Origin of the sequence: Rhodovibrio salinarum DSM 9154, assembly GCF_000515255.1 — a bacterium.
GTDB classification, from domain to species: domain Bacteria; phylum Pseudomonadota; class Alphaproteobacteria; order Kiloniellales; family Rhodovibrionaceae; genus Rhodovibrio; species Rhodovibrio salinarum.
Genome location: NZ_KI911559.1, coordinates 3,181,082 through 3,200,696 on the forward strand (window position 1 = coordinate 3,181,082; position 19,615 = coordinate 3,200,696).

19 protein-coding genes are annotated in these 19,615 nt (G+C 66.6%); 4 read left to right on the forward strand and 15 right to left on the reverse strand.

Going from position 1 to position 19,615, the window contains the following annotated elements; genetic code table 11:
* Positions 1-51 precede the first annotated feature (51 nt).
* Both bchE and bchJ read left to right on the forward strand, forming a co-directional pair.
* Positions 52-1,776 carry a magnesium-protoporphyrin IX monomethyl ester anaerobic oxidative cyclase gene (gene bchE, locus RHOSA_RS22785; protein ID WP_081728745.1) on the forward strand — a complete coding sequence of 575 codons (1,725 nt, stop codon included), beginning with the start codon at positions 52-54 and terminating at the stop codon, positions 1,774-1,776.
* A gap of 207 nt (positions 1,777-1,983) precedes the next feature.
* Positions 1,984-2,631: a bacteriochlorophyll 4-vinyl reductase gene (gene bchJ, locus RHOSA_RS0114755; RefSeq protein ID WP_244880652.1), complete on the forward strand. Its 648-nt coding sequence runs from the start codon at positions 1,984-1,986 to the stop codon at positions 2,629-2,631.
* 115 nt (positions 2,632-2,746) lie between these two features.
* On the opposite strand, the gene pufC is transcribed toward bchJ, so the two are convergent.
* The 12 genes from pufC to RHOSA_RS0114815 all read right to left on the reverse strand — a co-directional run bounded on the left by pufC (position 2,747) and on the right by RHOSA_RS0114815 (position 14,043).
* Positions 2,747-3,901: a photosynthetic reaction center cytochrome PufC gene (gene pufC, locus RHOSA_RS22790; RefSeq protein WP_081728746.1), complete on the reverse strand. Its 1,155-nt coding sequence runs from the start codon at positions 3,899-3,901 to the stop codon at positions 2,747-2,749.
* Between the two features lie 14 nt (positions 3,902-3,915).
* Positions 3,916-4,908, reverse strand: coding sequence for a photosynthetic reaction center subunit M (gene pufM, locus RHOSA_RS0114765; protein ID WP_027289277.1), 993 nt, complete (start codon positions 4,906-4,908; stop codon positions 3,916-3,918).
* 18 nt (positions 4,909-4,926) lie between these two features.
* Positions 4,927-5,772: a photosynthetic reaction center subunit L gene (gene pufL / locus RHOSA_RS0114770; protein WP_027289278.1), complete on the reverse strand. Its 846-nt coding sequence runs from the start codon at positions 5,770-5,772 to the stop codon at positions 4,927-4,929.
* Between the two features lie 114 nt (positions 5,773-5,886).
* Positions 5,887-6,081: a light-harvesting antenna LH1, alpha subunit gene (pufA, locus tag RHOSA_RS0114775; RefSeq protein ID WP_027289279.1), complete on the reverse strand. Its 195-nt coding sequence runs from the start codon at positions 6,079-6,081 to the stop codon at positions 5,887-5,889.
* 12 nt (positions 6,082-6,093) lie between these two features.
* Positions 6,094-6,333 carry a light-harvesting antenna LH1, beta subunit gene (pufB, locus tag RHOSA_RS0114780; RefSeq protein ID WP_027289280.1) on the reverse strand — a complete coding sequence of 80 codons (240 nt, stop codon included), beginning with the start codon at positions 6,331-6,333 and terminating at the stop codon, positions 6,094-6,096.
* A gap of 143 nt (positions 6,334-6,476) precedes the next feature.
* On the reverse strand, positions 6,477-6,836 hold the full coding sequence (locus RHOSA_RS25790; RefSeq protein ID WP_051432183.1) for a hypothetical protein: 360 nt from the start codon (positions 6,834-6,836) through the stop codon (positions 6,477-6,479).
* Positions 6,833-8,308, reverse strand: coding sequence for a chlorophyllide a reductase subunit Z (gene bchZ, locus RHOSA_RS0114790; RefSeq protein WP_027289282.1), 1,476 nt, complete (start codon positions 8,306-8,308; stop codon positions 6,833-6,835). The genes RHOSA_RS25790 and bchZ overlap by 4 nt, the downstream gene beginning before the upstream one ends.
* Positions 8,309-8,313: 5 nt before the next feature.
* Positions 8,314-9,909 (reverse strand): chlorophyllide a reductase subunit Y, encoded by a 1,596-nt coding sequence (gene bchY, locus RHOSA_RS0114795; protein ID WP_051432184.1) that lies wholly within the window; start codon positions 9,907-9,909, stop codon positions 8,314-8,316.
* Between the two features lie 11 nt (positions 9,910-9,920).
* Positions 9,921-10,880: a chlorophyllide a reductase iron protein subunit X gene (locus tag RHOSA_RS0114800; protein WP_027289284.1), complete on the reverse strand. Its 960-nt coding sequence runs from the start codon at positions 10,878-10,880 to the stop codon at positions 9,921-9,923.
* Positions 10,877-11,827, reverse strand: a complete 951-nt coding sequence (gene bchC / locus RHOSA_RS0114805) for a chlorophyll synthesis pathway protein BchC (RefSeq protein ID WP_437123673.1) — start codon at positions 11,825-11,827, stop codon at positions 10,877-10,879. The genes RHOSA_RS0114800 and bchC overlap by 4 nt, the downstream gene beginning before the upstream one ends.
* Positions 11,828-11,890: 63 nt before the next feature.
* Positions 11,891-13,021 (reverse strand): methyltransferase, encoded by a 1,131-nt coding sequence (locus RHOSA_RS0114810; RefSeq protein ID WP_027289286.1) that lies wholly within the window; start codon positions 13,019-13,021, stop codon positions 11,891-11,893.
* A gap of 149 nt (positions 13,022-13,170) precedes the next feature.
* The gene (locus RHOSA_RS0114815; RefSeq protein ID WP_027289287.1) at positions 13,171-14,043 is read right to left on the reverse strand and encodes a polyprenyl synthetase family protein; all 873 of its coding nucleotides are present in this window, start codon (positions 14,041-14,043) and stop codon (positions 13,171-13,173) included.
* A gap of 185 nt (positions 14,044-14,228) precedes the next feature.
* Between RHOSA_RS0114815 and crtD the strand changes: the two genes are divergently transcribed.
* On the forward strand, positions 14,229-15,824 hold the full coding sequence (gene crtD, locus RHOSA_RS0114820; RefSeq protein ID WP_027289288.1) for a 1-hydroxycarotenoid 3,4-desaturase CrtD: 1,596 nt from the start codon (positions 14,229-14,231) through the stop codon (positions 15,822-15,824).
* Positions 15,719-16,705: a carotenoid 1,2-hydratase family protein gene (locus tag RHOSA_RS0114825; protein ID WP_244880654.1), complete on the forward strand. Its 987-nt coding sequence runs from the start codon at positions 15,719-15,721 to the stop codon at positions 16,703-16,705. Before crtD ends, RHOSA_RS0114825 begins: the two co-directional genes overlap by 106 nt.
* Here RHOSA_RS0114825 and RHOSA_RS0114830 read toward each other — a convergent pair.
* From RHOSA_RS0114830 to RHOSA_RS0114840, 3 genes are all read right to left on the reverse strand, one after another.
* Positions 16,673-16,879 carry a hypothetical protein gene (locus RHOSA_RS0114830; RefSeq protein WP_027289290.1) on the reverse strand — a complete coding sequence of 69 codons (207 nt, stop codon included), beginning with the start codon at positions 16,877-16,879 and terminating at the stop codon, positions 16,673-16,675. The genes RHOSA_RS0114825 and RHOSA_RS0114830 overlap by 33 nt on opposite strands.
* A 133-nt stretch (positions 16,880-17,012) precedes the next feature.
* Positions 17,013-18,077 carry a phytoene/squalene synthase family protein gene (locus RHOSA_RS0114835; protein ID WP_081728747.1) on the reverse strand — a complete coding sequence of 355 codons (1,065 nt, stop codon included), beginning with the start codon at positions 18,075-18,077 and terminating at the stop codon, positions 17,013-17,015.
* Positions 18,058-19,593, reverse strand: coding sequence for a phytoene desaturase (locus tag RHOSA_RS0114840; protein WP_027289292.1), 1,536 nt, complete (start codon positions 19,591-19,593; stop codon positions 18,058-18,060). Before RHOSA_RS0114840 ends, RHOSA_RS0114835 begins: the two co-directional genes overlap by 20 nt.
* Positions 19,594-19,615: the final 22 nt, after the last annotated feature.

The following is a 19,615-nucleotide window of genomic DNA, read 5'->3' on the forward strand; positions in this document are numbered from 1 at the left end:
GCGGTCTTGTCAGGTTTATATGACAGTTACGGCAGGCCTGGGGAGATCGTCATGCGTATCCTGCTGATGCATCCGAACTACCATTCCGGTGGCGCGGAGATCGCGGGCAACTGGCCGCCGGCATGGGTGGCCTACATAGCCGGCAGCTTGAAGAAGGAAGGCTACGACAACATCCGTTTCGTGGATGCGATGACGCACGATCTCTCCGACGAGCAGATCCGGGCGATCATTGCCGCGGAGCAGCCGGACGTCGTCGGCACCACCGCGATTACGCCGTCAATCTATAAGGCGGAACGGATTCTGGAGATCGCCAAGGAAGAGGTGCCGGAGGCGGTGACCGTCCTGGGCGGCATCCACGCCACCTTCATGTACAAGCAGGTGTTCGTCGAGGCGCCTTGGATTGACTGCATCGTGCGCGGCGAAGGCGAGCACGTGTTCGTCGACCTGATCCGGACGATCGACGAGGGTCGCTGGCCTGAGGAGTGCGACCAGGTAAAAGGCATCGCCTGGCACGACGGCGAGCAGGTGATCGCCAACCCGGCGGCGCCGCCGATCACCCGGCTGGACACGCTGGCGCCCGACTGGGGCGTGCTCGAGTGGGACCAGTACCACTATATCCCGATGCAGAACCGCCGAGTCGCAGTGCCGAACTTCGCGCGCGGCTGCCCCTACACCTGCACCTTCTGCTCGCAGTGGAAGTTCTGGCGGACCTATCGGGTGCGCAACCCGAAGGACGTGGTCGACGAGATCGAGCACCTGTACCGGGAATACGACGTCGGCTTCTTCATCCTGGCGGACGAAGAGCCCACGATTCACCGGAAGAAATTCATCGAGTTCTGCGAGGAGCTGGCTTCCCGGAACCTGGATATCTACTGGGGCATCAACACCCGCGTGACCGATATCCTGCGCGACGAGGAATACCTGCCGCTCTACCGCCGGGCCGGGCTGATCCACATCTCGCTTGGCACCGAAGCAGCCGCGCAGATGAACCTGAACCGGTTCCGCAAGGAAACCACGATCGAGCAGAACAAGAAGGCGATCGAACTGCTGCGCAAGCACGGCATCGTCTCCGAAGCCCAGTTCATCGTGGGGATGGAGAACGAGACGCGGGAGCAGCTCGAGGAAACCTATCAAATGTGCCAGGACTGGGCGCCCGACATGGCCAACTGGGCCATGTACACCCCCTGGCCTTTCTCCGACATGTTCGCGGAGCTGGATGACAAGGTCGAGGTCTACGACTTCGACAAATACAACTTCGTCACGCCGATCATTAAGCCGGACCAGATGGATCGCGCGGAAGTGCTTGACCGCGTCATGCACAATTACCGCCGCTTCTACATGAAGAAGAGCTTCTTCTCCTATCCCTGGACGCGCGACAAGGCGAAACGGAAGTATCTGATGGGCTGTCTGAAGGCCTATGCCCTGTCCGGTTTCAAGCGGAAATTCTACGACCTCGGCCGGGTGAACTACTGGGGCTCCAAGAAGACGGTGCACTTCGACTTCGACGAGACCAAGTCGACCATCGTTCAGCCCTCGCTCGGTGAATGGAAACAGGCCCCGCGCAAGAAGCTGGAACGGGCACGCAACGTCGCTCGGGAGGCGCAGGTCAACAAGCAGGCCGCCCGTGAGCGGGCCAAGGAGGAAGCTGCCCGGATCAAGGCAAACGGTGGCCAGGCCGACGCCAGCACGCCCACGCGCAGCGGCGAGCCGGTATCTCTCAACAAGCGGCGCGAGCGCGACGAACAGCGCACCGCGGAGAGCACGCCAGCGGAATAGCCGCCACCTCCGAGCGATAACGGATGCGGCCCCGCCGGCCCTGTGCCGGCGGGGCCGTTTGCTTTTATCGGTTCCGCGTTAAGTTGCGCGGTTACCACCACAACGCCGACGCCGACCTAACACGCTCGGCAGGCTTCTGAGATTCTTGTACACAGCCCCTGACCGTCCGACAAAGTCGCCTCAAGGGGTAGCAATTGGAGGACCGGCGTGCTGAACGACGGCAGCGAAGCCCCCCACGGAACCATCCAGCCCCCCGCGCATGGACACACCGCCCCGCCCGGCCGTGTCGGCCCGAATGCCATCACGCGCGTTGGCGAGGCACTGGATGCGCTTTATGGGCGCGCGACGACCCATGCGGTGTTTGCCGATGCGGGCCTGACCGGCTACCTCGATGCTTGGCCGCACGAGATGGTCGACGAGCGCGAGGTCGCCGCGTTGAATCGCGCCCTCCACGCCGCCTTGCCAGGGGACAGTTTCCGCCAAGTCACCCGGGACGCAGGACGGCGAACCGGTGACTATCTGCTCGCCCACCGAATCCCCAAACCCGTGCAGGCGGTGCTACGCCCGGCGCCAGCGTGGCTGGCTGGACGCGTCCTTCTCAAGGCAATCGAACGCCATGCCTGGACCTTCGCCGGGTCAGGAACGTTCGCCGCGACGGCAGGCCCGCCGGTCACGGTTACGATCGTGAACTGCCCACTGTGCCACGACATCCGGGCCGATACCCCGGTCTGCGACACCTATACAGCGACTTTTGAACGGCTGTTCCGTGAGCTGGTTAGCCCACGCGCCCAGGCGACGGAAACGGCCTGCCAGGCGACAGGCGCCCCGGCCTGCCGCTTCGAGATCCGCTGGTAGCTCGACGCGTCCGTTCCTCCGCGCGGACAAAAGAAAACCCCGGCAACGTTGGTTGCCGGGGTTTAGTTTGTCGGAGGCTGGCCTGCCCGCAACGACGGGGCAGGCCAGCGCTCTGCTAGAAGCGGTTGTCGACCGCCGGTTCGGCGTTTTCCGAGCCGATACGCGGCTGCAAACCGTAGTTGGCGCCGTGATCCGGCCCCAGCTCGTCACGGAGCTGCGCGGCCTCGTCGCGGCTGAGGTTCGGGTCAAGGCCCGGATAGTCCTTGACCATGTTGGCGCCGAACAGCGGCTTGTACACGCCCTGGTGACAGGTCGTGCAGTTGATCTTCGGCGCATCGCCCGTCGGGCCCAGACGCTCCGGCGGCAGGAACTCGGTCGTCGGAATCACGTGCTCGTTGTTGAGCGCCTGGGTCATCCGCTGACCGTGCCACGCCGTCACGCGCTGCGGCGGGCTCTGATCCCAATCGCTCCAGGACCGGCTGTTGTGGCAGTACGTGCAGTTGACGCCCAGGGCTTCGGACTGGTGCATCATCAGGCTGTACGTCGCCTCAGTCGACTGGATCGAGTCCGTGCTCTGGGGATCGGGCAACGCCTGGCCGCCCTGCACACGGATCATCTGGGTCAAGTCACCCTCGCCAACCAGATAGCGCTCGAACGGATTGCCGGGCATAGCGGTATAGCCGACCTCCGTGTTCGGCGCGTTCTGACCATCCGGCCGCCAGCCCGCCAACATATTGTTGGTGCTGCGCGGATCGTCCGCGTTCTCCCACCAGACGTACTCCGGCAGGTTGTTGCCGCGGTGGCAGGTGAAGCAGGTCACGCCCGTCGCCCCGACGTGGTCTTCCCAGTTCTCGTTGATGTCCCTGGTCATCCGCAGCATCTGACGGCTGACCTGCTTGGTGTAGACATCCTCGTAGGCAAACCCCTGAGCCAGGTTGTGGCAATAGCCACAGCCCTGCTCCGGCGCCACCCATTGGGTGATGGCGTTCATCAGGCGGGTGAACTGGGCCTGGTTGAGGTCACCCAGCACTTCTACGTTCTGGTAGACCTCAGAGGCCTTCTGCCCGCCCTCAGGCGCCGGAGTTCCAGGTTCCGGCACCTGATTCTGCTGGATCAACGTGGCGAAGTCCTCGGGATTGTAGTTCTGCTCGAGGGCCACGCCGCGGTACCCGCGCTGCACGCTGTCCTTCGGCGGATCCTCGCAACCCGACAGCGCGACGGCAACGCCGAGCGAGACGAGCGCGAGCGATTTCTTATAGCTCCAAGCCATAGTGCGCTCTCCCTCTACTGTACCGTTGCCGCGCCCGACATCGCCGGGTCACTCATCTCGGTCATGCCCGGGAAGACGTCCGGATAGACCGGGGCCAGACCGTGCTTCACGCCCCAGAGGTACCAGTTGTCCACGACCGTGCCGGTCAGCAGGATGCCGATACCACCGGTCAGCGGGGTCAGCACCGCGAACCACCACGCCCAGCGGTGGATACTCTCCATGGTGGCGTTGAAGCCCATGGTCCAGCGCCAGAACAGAGCCGCACGCTCCGAGGCAGTGCCGCGATCGGTGATCTGCTCGCTTTCACGATCGCCGCCGTACCGGCTGGTCGCCAGAATGGTGGCGCCGTGCATGGCGAACAGCAGGGTCGAGCCGTACAGGAACGCGATCGAGAGCATGTGGAACGGGTTGTAGAAGAGGTTCCCGTACCGGATCGAGAACGCCGCGGTCCAGTCGAGGTGCGGGAAGATCCCGAACGGCACGGCTTCCGCCCAGCTGCCCATCATCACCGGGCGAATCAGGCCCAGCACGAGGTACAGCCAGATCGCCGAGGCGAACGCCCAGGCCACGTGCGTGCCCATGCCGAGCTGGACCGCCCGACGGTAAGTCCGCACCCACCAGAGCAGGATCGCCGAGGTCAGGAAGAAGCCGGCCATCAGCCACCAGCCACCCTCATTCAACGGCGGCAGGCTCAGCCCGTATTCCGGCGGCGGCGGCTCCAGCGCCAGCCAGGGACCCTGGCGAACGAACTGGATCGGATCCCAGTCGACGCTCGCGAACATGTTGAGACCGATGATCTCGATCGCGATGAAGCCGCAAAGGATCGAGGCGATCCCATACCAGCCGAGGTAGATCGGCCCAAGCTGACTGTGACCGAGGCGCCCCAGCCAGCTGTTGTGCATGGGGGTGCCGAAGCGCCGGCCGGTTCTACCGGGCGGCAAGGCCAGACCGGTCTCGACTGGTCCTTGGACTTCGACCCGTGTGAAGATATTCTGATATTCAGGCATGGTCGGTGTCCCTTCGCCCTAGTAGAAGCCACCGGCAGCATCCCAGACCGGGAGCTCGAGCCACCACCACCACCACTCGGGCCAGCCGCGCGTCCAGATCGGCCCGGAGATGATGATGCACACGGCGCTCCAGAACCCGGCGTTCAACGCCAGGAACAGACCTAGTCGGTGGATGCCGAGCGGGCCGATCGAGTAGCCGATGAAGTCACGGAAGAAATTATCCTCGTGCTCCGCGGCTTTAACCGGCTCGTCGTCCTTGCCGGTGTTCGCGGCGGACAGGATCGCACTGCCATGCAACGCCAGCGCGAAGGTCGTGGTGAAGAAGAAGCTCACCGCGAGCATGTGCGCCGGGTTGTAGTGGAAGTGCAGGTACTGGTAGCCGACGTTCGACACCCAATCGAGGTGCGATAGGATGCCGTACGGGAAGCCGTGCCCCCAGGCGCCCAGCAGTAGCGGGCGGAACACGACCAGCGTGATGTAGGCAAAGATCGCCACGCCGAAGGCGAAGGGTACGTGCAGTCCCATCCCCAGCTTGCGTGAGATCTCAACCTGCCGAAGCGCCCACGACACGAACGCCCCGATCGCGCAGATCGTGATCAGCTGCCACAGACCACCGTCCTGCAACGGGGCCAGTGCCAGGCCGTAACTCAAATCCGGCGGCGCGATATTGATCCGCCAGATATTCCATGTCGGGCCGAGCGCGGCGCCCCAAAGGATCAGGCTTGTCCCCAGGACGGCGAAGAACAGCGTCGTGACACCGAAGAACCCTACATAGAAGGGGCCCACCCAGAAATCAAACAGGTCGCCGCCTACAAGCGTGCCGCCACGGACCCGATATTTTCGTTCAAAACTCAACATAGCCATAACCGAACCCTCCAATCGGATACCGGCCTCGGTGCCCGTCAGCGGCGGGCCCGAGCCGCGGTGCGGGGCGCCGGCCCCGGCGCCCCGCCCGCTGACTCGTTGGTCGGGCCCGGTTTAGGCCTTCGACGGCTCGACCGACCGCTCGATCACGCTGGACTGTTGAGTACCGCTCGCAGCGGGCCCCTGCAGCCAGTTGAAGCGATCGGTGCTGAGCAGGATGAAGTGGATGAGCAGCGCCAGCACGAACAGAAACGTGCCCAACGCCACCAGCATCCGACGGGGATCGAAAAGAAGCCAAATCTTCCACATGGTAACTCCTCCTTACGCCAGAACTGGCAGGATCGTGGCCAGCGTCTGCTGGGCACCGTCCAAGATCACGCTGGCCTGCGCGGCACCGTCACCCTGGAGCCACGGACGCCAGATCCAGGCGAGGATGTGCGCGAACACAGCGATCGCCACGAAGATGATGAAACTCGACATGAAAATCTTGTGGAACTCTTTGGCCTCGCCTTCCGTCAGTCCGGAAAGGCTCTCGTTCCGGGCCTTGCTCTCGGTTGCCATATCTGCACCTACTCCCGTTTTGCTAGTTGCACCTAGCTGGAATACCGCTTTCCGTCTCGAACGCGGCTGTTGAGACCGCGATACAGACGATCGCGGCGGTTACCGGCCGGCCTTAGCCGGCCGGGTTCTCGCGTGGGCTGACCTCAGCCCATGAACGCGAAGGGGACGTATGTGTCCGCTGCCGCCCGCGCCTCGGCGAGCAGGGACAGCCGCTCGCCCGGCACCGCATGCGCGCCGCTTGGCAACACCCGCCCGACCATGGCCGCAACCAGGAAGATCGGCAGGCTCACCGCCATCAGCAGGCGATACTCGAAGGAGTCCCCTTTGCGGTGTTTCTTGTCGCCAGTCGCGGCGATCCGGTTACGATCCGGCATGTCCTTGTCCTCCCAGTTATAGGCCGAGCGGCCTTCGTTCGGCCGCTGCCAGGCAGCGGCGCGGCGCGCCTGGGTCGCCCCCTCGGCGCGGTTCCGGTCTGGAGCCGGGGTCAGGTGCACCACCGTCATGCCGCAGCTCCGGTATTCAGGGCCCCGCGTGCGGCGTCGACGTGCTCGGCAGCCACACGGGGAACGCCGTTCTGGCGGGCGATCGCCTCAGCGCGTTCGCGCAGGCGCTTGGCGGCGGAAATCCGCACCAGGAACGGCTGTGTTTCGATGTATGCGTCCAGCTTGGCCTGCGCCGCGTCCGCCCAGGGCAGCGTCTGCTCCAGATCCAGCTGCGCCTGGCCACGGGCCGGCGTCGCGTCCGCCGTATCCATTTGCGTGGACAGCGGCAGGATGTTGAACAGCGCGTCGAACAGCTGGTTGCAGAACTCCTGGACGACGTAGGTCGCACCCGCGTAGCCCATGAACGGTGTGCCCGTGCTGCGCCGGACGATCGCCCCGGGGAAGGACGCCGGAACGTACATCGCCCGCCCCCCGGCCTCGGCGTTGTACATCCGTTCGTTGTAGGAGCCGAACAGGACAAGCGGCGTGTTCTCCTGCACGTCGCGGCGGACCTGGGCGTTATCCGGCTTCTTGCCGGGCTTCCGGGCGTGATGGAACGCGCAGGGCACGCCCATCTCGTCTTCTAGGAACTTGCGCAAGCCGCGGGTGTAGGTTTCGCTTGCGACCACGCCGAAGCTGGAGGTCGCGAAGAAATCCTGCGTCACCGAGCGCCAGAGGTCCCACACCGGTTTCAGCGTCGTGTGCTTCTCCTGCTCGATGAACGGCTCCGGGTCGGCGCCGGTCAACTCGCCCAGCGTGCGAAGGAACTTGGTGGTCGAGAACACGCCGATCGGGGCCTGCAGGTACGGCCGGTCGAGCGCCTCGCAGAGCTTCCGCCCGAACTCGCGGTACATGCAGATGTTCACGTCCGCGTTATTCAACCGCGGAATGTCCAGCACATGACTGCCGAGCGGGAACACCATGTTCACTTCGCAACCGATCCCTTCGACCAAGCGACGGATCTCGGCCAAGTCACTCGGCATGTTGAAGGTGCCGAAGATCGGTCCGATGATGTTCACCCGGGGCTTGTCCTGCCCCTCCCGGCGCTTGGGCTTATCCGTCTTGCCCTTCTTGGGCCCGAATTCAGTCCATAGCCAGTTAATCGCGCGGTCGGCCGCTTGCCATTGATCCTCGTCAATGGTGCGACAAAGGAACCTACGAAGATTACTTCCTTCGGGCGTGACTCCACCGCCGATCATTTCAGCGATCGAGCCTGTGACCACGACAGCGGGCAAGTCGTTGTCCTGAGTCGCCGAGGCACGTTTGAGATTTTCTTCCGTGCCGGTCATTGACAATTCGTCTTCCGACAGGCCGGTCACGGTGATCGGCAGTTCGTGCGGCGGCAGGCCGTCGGTGTAGTGCAGCACCGAGGTCACCGGCAGGTTCTCGCAGCCCACCGGGCCGTCGATCACCACCCGCATCCCCTGGATCGCGGTGAAGGTGTAGATGGCGCCCCAGTAGCCCCCGGCGCGGTCGTGATCGAGTACGAGCATGGCTCTCAGGTCCCCACGCTGTCCGGAACGCCGGTGTCGCGCTTCTCGGCCTTCGCCGCGCGGCGCATCTTGCGCTTGGCCGACGGTACCTCGGTGAAGCCGTAGCCGGCCGTATGGCCCTGGCCGACGCCCTCGAAGAAGGACACCATCTCGCGGAAGCGGTCGGCCCCGGCGGTCTGGGTCTCCACGATCCCGGTCAGCGCGCCAATGCCGGCGGCACCGAACAGCGGCCGGGCGGAGACCATGTTGGTGAAGTAAATCGCCGGCCAGCCGAGCTCCTTCGCCTTCTGCACCAGCGGCGTCGTGCCGATCGACAGATCCGGGCGGACCTCCTGCATCGCCGCCGTGTCTTGCTCCAGCGCAGCGCGGTACTGCACGTGGCAGCCGTGCGCTTCGAGCCACTCGCGGTCGATCCGGCTCCATTCCGTGCGCGGGCAGGCCGTGCCGACGTAGGGCACCTCTGCTCCGGCCTCGATCAGCAGCCGCGCGACCAGCAGCTCCGAGCCCTCGTAGCCGGAGACCACCAGACGCCGGCCCTTCAGGCTGTGTTCGGCGAGCGCCGCCTGCACTGCCCGGCCCGCCTTCGCCTTGGCGGCGTCGATCTTGGACTCGGCCACACCGGCCGCCGCGCCGATGCGCTGCAGCCAATCGGTCGTCCCCTCCAGGCCAACCGGACCGGAGCCCACGACCGGGCGGCCAGCGCGATCGAACTGCTCAACGCAGCGGGTGTAGAAGGGATGCACCGCGCCCACGGCCACGCTGTCGAGCGCGGCGTAGAGGTCGCGCCACTCGCGCGTCGGCACGTTCGGCGCCACCTTCAGGCCCATCGGCTCGATCATCTGACCGACACCGACCGGATCGGCCGGGAACATCTCGCCCAGCAGGGTGATCGTCGGCGCGTCCTCGACCAGGTTGCGCGGCTTGGCGACCGGACCGGCTTCAGCCTCCTCGCGGGCGTACTTCAGCATCGCGCCGGCCAGGATGTCCTTCGCTTCCGCATGGGTCGGCACGCCGAAACCCGGCACGTCGATGCCGATCACGCGCACGCCGTTGATCTCTTTCGGCAGGCGGTCGAGCGGGATGCCGGAGGCGGTGGGCACGCACAGATTGATGATCACCACGCAGTCGTAGCGCTCCGGATCGGCCATCTGCTCCACGCCGTTCCGGATGTCCTGGTACAACTCGCCGGTGACCAGCGTTTCGGAGTTGAATGGCACGTAGCCAACCGTCCGCCGCGCGCCGTAGAAGTGCGAGGTAAAGCTCAGGCCGTAGACGCAGCAGGCCGACCCCGACAGGATCGTCGCGGTGCGGCGCATCCGCAGCCCCACCCGCAGCGAGCCAAACGCCGGGCACATCGACTGCGGCTGGTCGTGCGGGCCCTGAGGGTAGTCCTCCGCCAGCTTGGCCAGCGTCTCGGACTTGCCGGCCTTCCGCGCGGCGTCCATCAGGGTCTGTTTGCCGCCGTGGCAACCGCCCTCGGCAACGGCCTTGGCCGCAGCCTGCTCGATCGGTTCGCTCGGCGCACCCGTCGCGGGCGCGTCGTCGGCCGGCTTACCGGAGGCCTCAAGGCCCTGGATGCGATTGTCCGTCGTGTCGGTCATCGCCCGGCCCCTTACGCGTCCTCGTAAACCACTTCGAGCGACTTGCGCTGCGGCGCCACGCCGCCACACATGTCGGCCATCGTGGCCGGCTGCAGCTCGACGCCACGGCCAACATCCTCACCCTTGAACAGGTCGAGCAGCCCCTCATGCTCCAGCGGCGCGGGCAGGACCGGTGCGGCCTCGGCCGCGGCCAGGCCCAACTGCTCGAACAACGGGCCCCACGGGCCGCCGGGATAGCCGATGATCTCGTAGTTCGCGGATTTGCGGCGGATGTCGTCGTCCGCCGGGATTGAGGCGAGTACCGGAATACCGACCTGGCCCGCGAAGGCCTTCGCCTCGCCGGTGCCATCGTCCTTGTTCACCACCAGACCGGCGACGCCGACGTTGCCGCCCATCCGGCGGAAATAGTCGACGGCCGAGCAGACGTTGTTGGCGACGTAGAGCGACTGTAGGTCGTTCGAGCCGACGACGATCACCTTCTGGCACATGTCGCGGGCGATCGGCAGACCGAAGCCGCCGCACACCACGTCACCCAGGAAGTCGAGCAGGACGTAGTCGAAGCCCCAGTCGTGGAAGCCCAGCTTCTCCAACAATTCGAAGCCGTGGATGATGCCCCGGCCGCCACAGCCGCGACCGACCTCCGGACCGCCAAGCTCCATCGCGAACACGCCGTCGCGCTTGAAGCAGACGTCGGAGATGTCGACTTCCTCGCCAGCGGCCTTTTTCTTCGCGCTCGTCTCGATGATCGTGGGCGTGCTGCGCCCGCCGAACAGCAGCGAGGTGGTGTCGCTCTTCGGGTCGCACCCGATCAGCAGGACGCGCTTGCCCTGCTGCGCCATCATGTAGCTGAGGTTGGCGAGCGTGAAGCTCTTGCCGATCCCGCCCTTGCCGTAGATCGCGATGACCTGCGTCTCGCGCGCCTCACCCGGTTCGGCTGTCTGGTCCGGATTACTTGTGGCCGACGTTGTCATATGCCCCTCCAATCCAGGACCATCTTAAGGCAGGCGGAGTCGCCAAAGGCGGTCCGATAGGCTTGTTCGGCGTCTGTCGCCGCCCGCCGGTGGGTAATCAGGCCATCCAAGGAAAGCGCGCCACTCTCGGCCAGATCGCGCGTGGCGTGCAGGTCGCTTTCGCGCCATTCCGCGGCGATCCGGATGCGCGCTTCCCGCATGAAGGCCTGCGGAAACGCAAACGACGGACGGTCGCTGTAAAAGCCCGCGAGAACGACCTCGCCGCCGAAGGCAAGACGTCCGATCAGTTCATCAAGCAGACCGGCATCGCCGCTCACGTCGTAGATCGCGGAATAGTCCCGTCGGCCATCATCCTCGGGCGCCACCACGGTGTAGCCCTGCGCCCCCTCACGGCGGGCGGGATCGGCCTCCCAGACCACCGGCGACTCACCGCCTAGCGCGAGCGTCACGCGCGCCAACAGCCGGCCCAGCGTGCCGTGACCGACGATCAGCTCGGGCAGCTTGGCATCCTTGGCCTGCAGTGCATGGTACGCCGTCGCGGCCAGGGCCAGCAGCACGCCCCCCTCGCCCAGATCGTCGCTGACCTTCACCACCCGACTGGCCGGCACGACGACACGACTCGCAGCACCGCCGAACAGGCCGCGCACGTCGCCGAAGCAGCGCGCCCCGGGAACGAACACCCGGTCACCTTCCTGCAGACCGCTCTCACCATCGGCCTGACTGACCCGCCCCAGCGCCTCGTAGCCCGGCACCAGCGGATAGCCCATGCCCGGGAAGTGCGGCATCTGACCGGTCCAGAGCAGCCGCTCAGTGCCGGTCGAAATACCGGAAACCTCCATGTCCACCACGATGTCGCCGGCAGCCGGAGCCGCGAGATCGAGCCGGCTCAGCGCCAGCTTCTCGGGCTCCTCCAATACGACGGCTGTGGCGTTCAGCGGCGGGGTCACGGCGGCCCCCTCCCGGTTTGATGGTTTTCGCTATGTGTCAGTCTAACGTGACGCAAGGCTATGTCAATCTAACCTTACGTTCCTTGTGGCTTTCCGTGCTGAGATGACGCGGCACAGGAACGGCTGGCGTGTGCGCCATTCCCGCACCGCTTCAAAGCCAGCATGTCTCAGAAATCCCCGCTGCTCCGCGGCGGTGCGAGCGCGGCCACGCCCCATCGCAAGCAGGTAGAAACCGAAGTACGCATCCCCGACCGGCGCCGCCGAGTCGTCGCTTGCCATCGGCTCCGCCACGACGACCGTGCCGCCGGCTGGCAGGGCGCTGTAAACGTTGGTCAACAGACGCTCTACCCGGGCGTCATCGTGGTCGTGCAGAATGCGCACCAGGGTGATCACGTCCGCCCCCTGCGGCAGCGGATCGGCGAAAAAGTCGCCCCCGTGCGTCGTCACCCAATCGTCGAGTCCGGCTGCGGCGATCTGCTGACGGGCGCGCTCTGCAACCGCCGGCAGATCGAACAACATCAGCTCCAACGCAGGCATGGACTCGGCTGCGGCGGTTAGGAACGCGCCATCCCCGCCGCCGACATCGAGCAACCGGCGATGCTTGTGGAAGGGATAGGCCTCCAGCGCTTCCGCCGCGACGAGCGGCTGCGACTGCGCCATCAACTGCGAGTACGCGCCCACCTGCTCTGCCGGCAGGGTCTTGGGATCGTCGGTTTTGGCGTACGGCCAATATCCCCCGAGCTGCGTCGGCCCGCGTTCGCCGCGCAGCAGCGCGACCGGATCGGCCAAGTCGGCGTAGAGCATGGCGTGATGGTCGACCATCGCGGCGATCCCCGGACTGCCGACCACGACGGCCCCTTTAGGGCCCAAGCCGATCCGCCCGTCCGACCGGGTCTCCAGCAGCTTCAACGCGATCGCCGCCCGCACCAGCCGGTCAGCACCGTCAAGCGGCAGTGACACCCGCTGCGCCAGTTCCTCTCGCGTCTGCGGCCCGGCCCGCCACAGTAGATCGAACACGCCCAAATGCACGCAGCAGTACAGCACCTGCGCGTAGACGAAACCAGCCGTCAGGTCGAACAGATCGTGGGCCTGGCGCCGGGCGATCAGCCGGGTCAGGGGAAAACCCGCCGCCCAGCGCTGGAAACGTGCGCTGGCCAGCAGGCGGTTGCGCCAATCGGCCAGGCGATCGCGCAAACCGGCAGCCCCCCTGTCAGGCTGGGGCGCGTGGGCCTGGCGCTTTTGGGATGAGGGTGAAGCGGTCACCGTTCGCCCCTCGCAATCGCGGGCGCGGGGTTGCGCACGCGTCGTTCAGACAGCCAAGCCCGCCTTCGGGGCGCCAGCGGTTACGCCGCCGCCTGGGCCAGCGACTTCGGCAGGAAGCGCTTGGTCTCGCTGCGGATCAGTTGGATCAGTTGATCCCGGCCGGGACATTGCGGGATCGACGCCACCGCGTCCTCCACCAGCGTGTTCAGGCGTGCCTTGGCGCCCTCCAGGCCCAGCTCACGCACCGCGCTCGGGCGGTCCAGGGCCTCGTCGCGGCCGGTTGGCTTACCCAGATCCTCCGCGTCGGCATAGACGTCCCGGATATCGTCGGCGACCTGATAGGCCTCGCCCAGCTTGGCGCCAAGGGTGCGCCAGGGCTGGCCGTCCCGCCCGGCGGCTTCCGCGCCGATCACGGTGGCGGCCGCAAACAGCGAGCCGGTCTTGAGCTGCTCGTACTTGTCCAGCGGCACGCCGTTCGGCTCGCACTCCCAGGCCTGACCAGCGCAAATGCCGGACGGCAGCCCCACCGAACGACCAAGCGTGCGCAGCAGCGCGGGCAGCCGTTCCGGCGCGCTCGCCGCGGCATCGGCCAGCGTTTCGAAGGCCAACACGATCAACGCGTCGCCCGCCAGCACGGCCAGTCGCTCGCCATAAGCGACGTGCACCGACGGCTTGCCGCGGCGGACCTGCGCATCGTCGAAACAGGGCAGATCATCATGGATCAGTGAGGCACAGTGCAGCATCTCGATCGCCGCCGCGGCGGCATTGGCCGCATCCGGCGCGTCGTCGCCGCAGGCGCCGGCCACCGCCAATGCCAGACGCGGCCGCATCCGCCCCCCACCCGGGAACACCGCGTAGCGTACCGCGTCCGCCAACCGCGGCGGGGAATCCGGCGACTCGCGCCGGGCCAAGACGTCCTGAAGGACGCTTTCAATCCGGGTCGAGGTGTCCATACTGCCGCACTCCCCTGCCAGGCTGTCCAGGTTGTGACCGTGGTCCCTGCCCCGCTCGGCCATCGCAGACACGAGTGTCAGGTTTTATGGTCATTCATAAGTGTCATTATGACTAGACACCCCTTATCTGGCAAGTCAACGTCGACCGGGTCTCTTGCAAAGTTCCCAACGCCCCGGGAGGTCGAGTGAAACGCGCAGGCGAACGCATCGTGGTCATCGGCGGCGGCGTAGCGGGCTTGGTCTCCGCCCTCAAACTCGCCGCGCGCGGACTGGAGGTGACGTTGGTTGAACGCCAGAGTCACCTGGGTGGCAAGATGCGCGCCCTACCCGCCGGCGATACGGCCATCGACGCCGGCCCGACCGTGTTCACGATGCGCCAGGTGTTCGACGAACTGGCGCAGGAACTGGGCGAGCGGCTGGAGGACATCGTCAGCCTGCGCCCGGCCGACCGGCTGGCCCGCCACGCCTGGGACGGCGACGACAGCGCCCCTGCTAAGCGCCTGGACCTGTTCGCCGACGTGACGCGCTCGGCGGAGGCCATCGCCGCCTTCAGCGGGCCAGCGGAAGCCAAGCGCTACAAGGCCTTCACCGAAGAAGCCCGCAAGATCTACGCGACGCTCGACCGCCCGTTCCTGCGGTCGCCCAAGGCGACCCCAGTCGGGCTGATGCAGCACGCCGGGCCGAAGGACCTATGGGGCATCAAGCCGTTCGACCGGCTGTGGGACGCGCTCGGCCGGCATTTCCACGACCCCCGGCTGCGCCAACTGTTCGGGCGCTACGCGACCTATTGCGGGTCCTCGCCGTTCCAGGCGCCGGCCACGCTGATGCTGGTCGCCCACGTCGAGCAAAGCGGTGTCTGGCTGATCGATGGCGGCATGCACACCTTCGCTCAGGCTTTGGCCGAGCTGGCCCAACGCCACGGCGTCACGCTGTACACGGGCCGGGAGGTGCGGGAGATCGAACTCGCCGGCAACGCCGTCTCAGGCGTCCGGTTGGATGACGGCACGCACCTGCAAGCGGACGCGGTCGTGTGCAACGCCGACGTGGCGGCGCTGGCCGACGGCAAGCTGGGTCGGCGGGCCGCACGGGCAGCGCCGCAGACGCCGACGGAGATGCGCTCGCTGTCCGCCATGACCTGGACCTTCCTGGGGTCCGCCGGCGAGTTCCCGTTGCTGCACCACAATGTGCTGTTCTGCCGCGACTACAAGAAGGAATTCGCCGATATATTTGATCGCCGCCGCCTGCCGGACTCCGGCACGGTCTACATCTGCGCGCAGGATCGCAGCGACGGGGGAGAGCTGTCCGCGGCCGCCCGGGAGCGCGGATCCGAACGCCTGTTCATGCTGGTCAACGCACCGCCGACCGGCGACCGCGACCGCTTCGACGAACCGGAGATCACCGCATGCGAGGAACGCCACCTGGCCCTGCTCAGCCGCTGCAACCTGGATTTGTCAATCGACCGTTCGACCTGCACGGTGACCACGCCGAAGGACTTCGCCCGGCTGTTCCCGGGGACCGGCGGCGCGCTGTACGGACGGGCGAGTCACGGCTGGCGGGCGTCGTTCCAGCGTCCGCCGATCCGCACCAGGCTGACGGGTCTGTACCTGGCGGGGGGCAGCGCGCACCCGGGTCCGGGGGTGCCGATGGCGGCGATGTCGGGGCGTCTGGCGGCGGAGTGCCTGTTGGCGGACTGGGGCATCAGCGACCCAACACGGACGGCCCCGGGTTCGATCAGCCGGTCGCGCCGGGCGGCTACGTCTGGTGGTACGTCGACGCGCTGAGCGACGACGGTCAGCACGGCCTGACCATCATCGCCTTCATCGGGTCGGTGTTCTCGCCGTACTACGCCTGGGCCCGACAGCGCGCACCCGGCGGCGCGGCGGACCCGCTGAACCACTGCTCGATCAATGTGGCCCTCTACGGCGAGGGGCCGAACCGCTGGGCGATGACGGAACGTGGCCGCACCCGCATCGATCGCGGCGCGCGGCACTTCTCCGTTGGTCCCAGCGGGCTGCACTGGGATGGCCGGACGCTCACCATCCACCTCGACGAGATCGCCGCGCCGCTGCCACGCGCGGTGCAAGGGCGCGTGCGCGTCACCCCGCACGCGATGACGACCCAGGAGTTCGCGATCGATCACCAGGATCGCCACCACTGGTGGCCGATGGCCCCCACGGCGGAGGTTTCGGTCGCCTTGAACAAACCGGCCCTGTCCTGGCACGGCACCGGCTACCTGGACCGCAACCGCGGCGACGAACCGCTCGAAGCCGGTTTTCAGGAATGGGACTGGGCGCGCGCCCCGCTGCCCTCCGGCGGCACCGCGATCACCTACGACACCTTCCGCCGCGACGGCTCCGACCACGCGCTGTCCCTGCTCGTCAGGAAAGATGGCGGGATCGAACGGTTCGACAACGCCGTCCTCAACGATCTGCCGTCGACATCGATCTGGCGCATCCGCCGCAAGGGCCGCGCCGATGCCGGCCATCGGGCCTGCGTGTCGAAGACGCTGGAGGACACGCCCTTCTACGCCCGCTCGCTGGTCGAGACGCACCTGGCAGGCGAACCGGTGCGGGCGATGCACGAAAGCCTGTCGTTGACGCGCTTCGACACGCGGATCGTGCGCCTGATGCTACCCTTCCGAATGCCCCGTATCCGCGCCTGACCGGGGTTCACGGGAGCGGATGAAGGCGGACTCGCCCTCCCGTCCCTCGGCCGCCGCCTTGGCCTTATCTTCGCGCTCCATCTTTTTCAGCGAACGCAACTGCCAGATGCCGAAGCCGATCAACAGCCCGAAGACCGTCATCCCCTCCAGCAGCACAATCCAACCGCCATCCATGGCGCGTCTCCGCTGTTCGGATAGACGAACGGGGCTATTCCCTCTCCTTCAAGCGGCGAAGGCCCCTACGCAAGGTCGGGAACACACCCTCCAGGCGATATAGGCCGCCCCGAAGCTTCGGCCAGGATCGAGCCTACCCGCGTGCCTGGTCGCGCTGCTCCAGACGCATGAACAGGTCGATCACGAAGGCCGCGGCGCCCTCTTCGACGGGAGCGGACGCATCCGCTGCGTCCGGCTTGAAACCGTGCAGCGCGGGCAATGCCTCGTGCACGGCCTGAACCAGGAACCGGGTCTCCGGCAAGCAGGGATAGTCGCTGTAGTGCGCAACCGGCATCGGCCCCTTCAACGCGTCGACCATCAGCCCGACCTTGCGCATCGCCGGTACAACCGCCCGCCGGGACAAGGAATCGTGGCCTTGCCGGGCGACCTGATGGCCGATCGCCCGGTACAGACGGCTGGCGGCGGTGATGCCTGGGCGGCAGGAAGCCGGCAGCGCGGGAATGCCAGCTTCCGCACGCTGATACAGCTCCTCCGCGTGGGCTAGCAGCCGTTCCACCGTCCGCGCGACGCCCGGACCAAACCGTGGGTCGGCGAGCCAAGCGTCAGCGTCGATGCCTTCCGCCTCCAGCCAATCGATCGGCAAATAGACGCGCCCCTGGCGCGCATCCTCGCCAACGTCGCGGGCGATATTGGTCAGCTGCATCGCCACGCCGAGGTCAGTGGCCCGCGAGACGACCTCCGCCTGGCGCGCGCCCATCAGCATTGCGACCATCGCGCCGACCGCCCCGGCAACCCGGGCGCCATAGGCGCGCAGATCCTGAATCGTGCGGTAACGCCGCTCCTCGGCATCCCAGGCGAAGCCTTCCAACAGCGCTTCGGGCAAGGTCTGCGGGATCGCATAGGCGGCGACCACGTCGGCAAACGCCCGGTCCGCGGCGTTGTTGCCTGGGCGACCGTCATAAATCCACTGCAAGCGCTGGCGCAGTTCTGCGAGCGCGCGCGTGCGATCCGGGCGAGTGTCGACGGCGTCGTCCGCTTCCCGACAGAAAGCGTAGAGCCCGCGCGCCGGTTCCCGCACCCGGCGCGGCAGCACCAGCGACGCGGCATGAAAGCTGCGCGATCCGGTACGGATCGCCGCCGTCGCCGCTGCGGCATCGGCCGCGCGGAGGGTTGCGTCTCTAGGCGAATTCACTGGCATCGGGCACCACCTGGTCGAGCACGCGAGCGGACGAGAGGACTCCGGGCAAACCGGCACCGGGATGGGTACCGGCACCAACGAGGTATAGACCCTCGACGTCCTCGCTCTTGTTGTGGGGGCGGAACCAGGCGCTCTGTGTCAGTCGCGGCTCCAGCCCGAAGGCCGCGCCGCGCTCGGACAGCAGGCGGTCCTGAAAATCCTGCGGCGTGATCATGTGTTCGGACACGATGTTCTCGCGCAGGCCCGGCAACTCGGTGCGCTCCAGGAAATCCGCGATCCGCGCGCGATACGCCTGCGCCTGCTGCGACCAGTCGATCCCGGCATCCATGTGCGGCACCGGCGACAACACGTAGAAGCTATCGCAGCCGTCCGGCGCCAGCGACGGATCGGTCGCGGTCGGCCGGTGCAGATACAGCGAGAAGTCGTCGGCCAGGATTTTGCGCTCGAAGATGTCCTCGATCAGCTCCTTGTAGCGCGGGCCAAGCAGGATCGTATGGTGCGCCGTCTCCGAGTACTGTCGCTTGGTGCCGAAGTACCAGACGAACAGACTCATCGAGTAGCGCGCGCGGTCCAGCTTGCGGTCGGTCCAGCGCTTGCGGACCTGCGGCGGCAGCATCCGGCGGTAGGTGTAGGCGCTGTCGGCGTTGGAGACGACGATCTCGGCGGGAATGCGCTCGCCGGTCGTAAGGCGCACACCGGTCGCCCGGCCGTCCGCAACCTCGATCTCCTCGACCTGCGCGTGATAGCGGATCTGGTTGCCCTGCCCCTCCACCAGCTTCGCGAGACCGCTGGCCAGCCGGCCGGTGCCGCCCATCGCGAAATGGATACCCCAGTGCCGTTCCAGATAGGAGATCAGGCAATAGACCGAACTGGCATGGAAGGGGTTGCCGCCGATCAAGAGCGGATGGAACGACAGCATGACCCGCAGCCGCTCGTCCTTCACGTAGCGGCTGACCGTCTGATAGACGCTGCGGTCGCCGCGCAGGCGCATCAGATCCGGGGCGACCCGCGCCATATCCATGATCGACCCGAAGTGCACGTGACCGAGCTGCTGAAAGCCGACCTCGAAGATCTCGCGGCTGGTTTCCAGGAAACGCTCGTAACCCGCGACGTCGTCCGGGGACAGTTTGGCGATGCGCTGGCGCATCGTCTCCGGGTCGCCGTTGTAGTCGAAGGTCGTGCCGTCGGCGAAGCGCATCCGATAGAAGGGGTCGACCGGGCGCAGCTCGACGTCGTCGGACAGCTTGCGGCCGGCCAGCTCCCACAGTTCCTCGAACAGGAACGGCGCGGTCACGATCGTCGGCCCGGCGTCGAACACGAACCCGTCCTGCTCGAACACATACGCCCGGCCGCCCGGCTTATCCAGCTTCTCCAGCACGGTGACCCGGTAGCCACGCGCGCCCAGGCGCACGGCGGCGGCCAGCCCGCCGAAGCCACTGCCGATCACCACGGCATGCGGCCGCTGCTCCGGATCGTGGGCGCTATCGGCCGCGCGTGCCGTGGTGGTGTCGAACATGCGTGTGTCCCTCGGTTGCCCT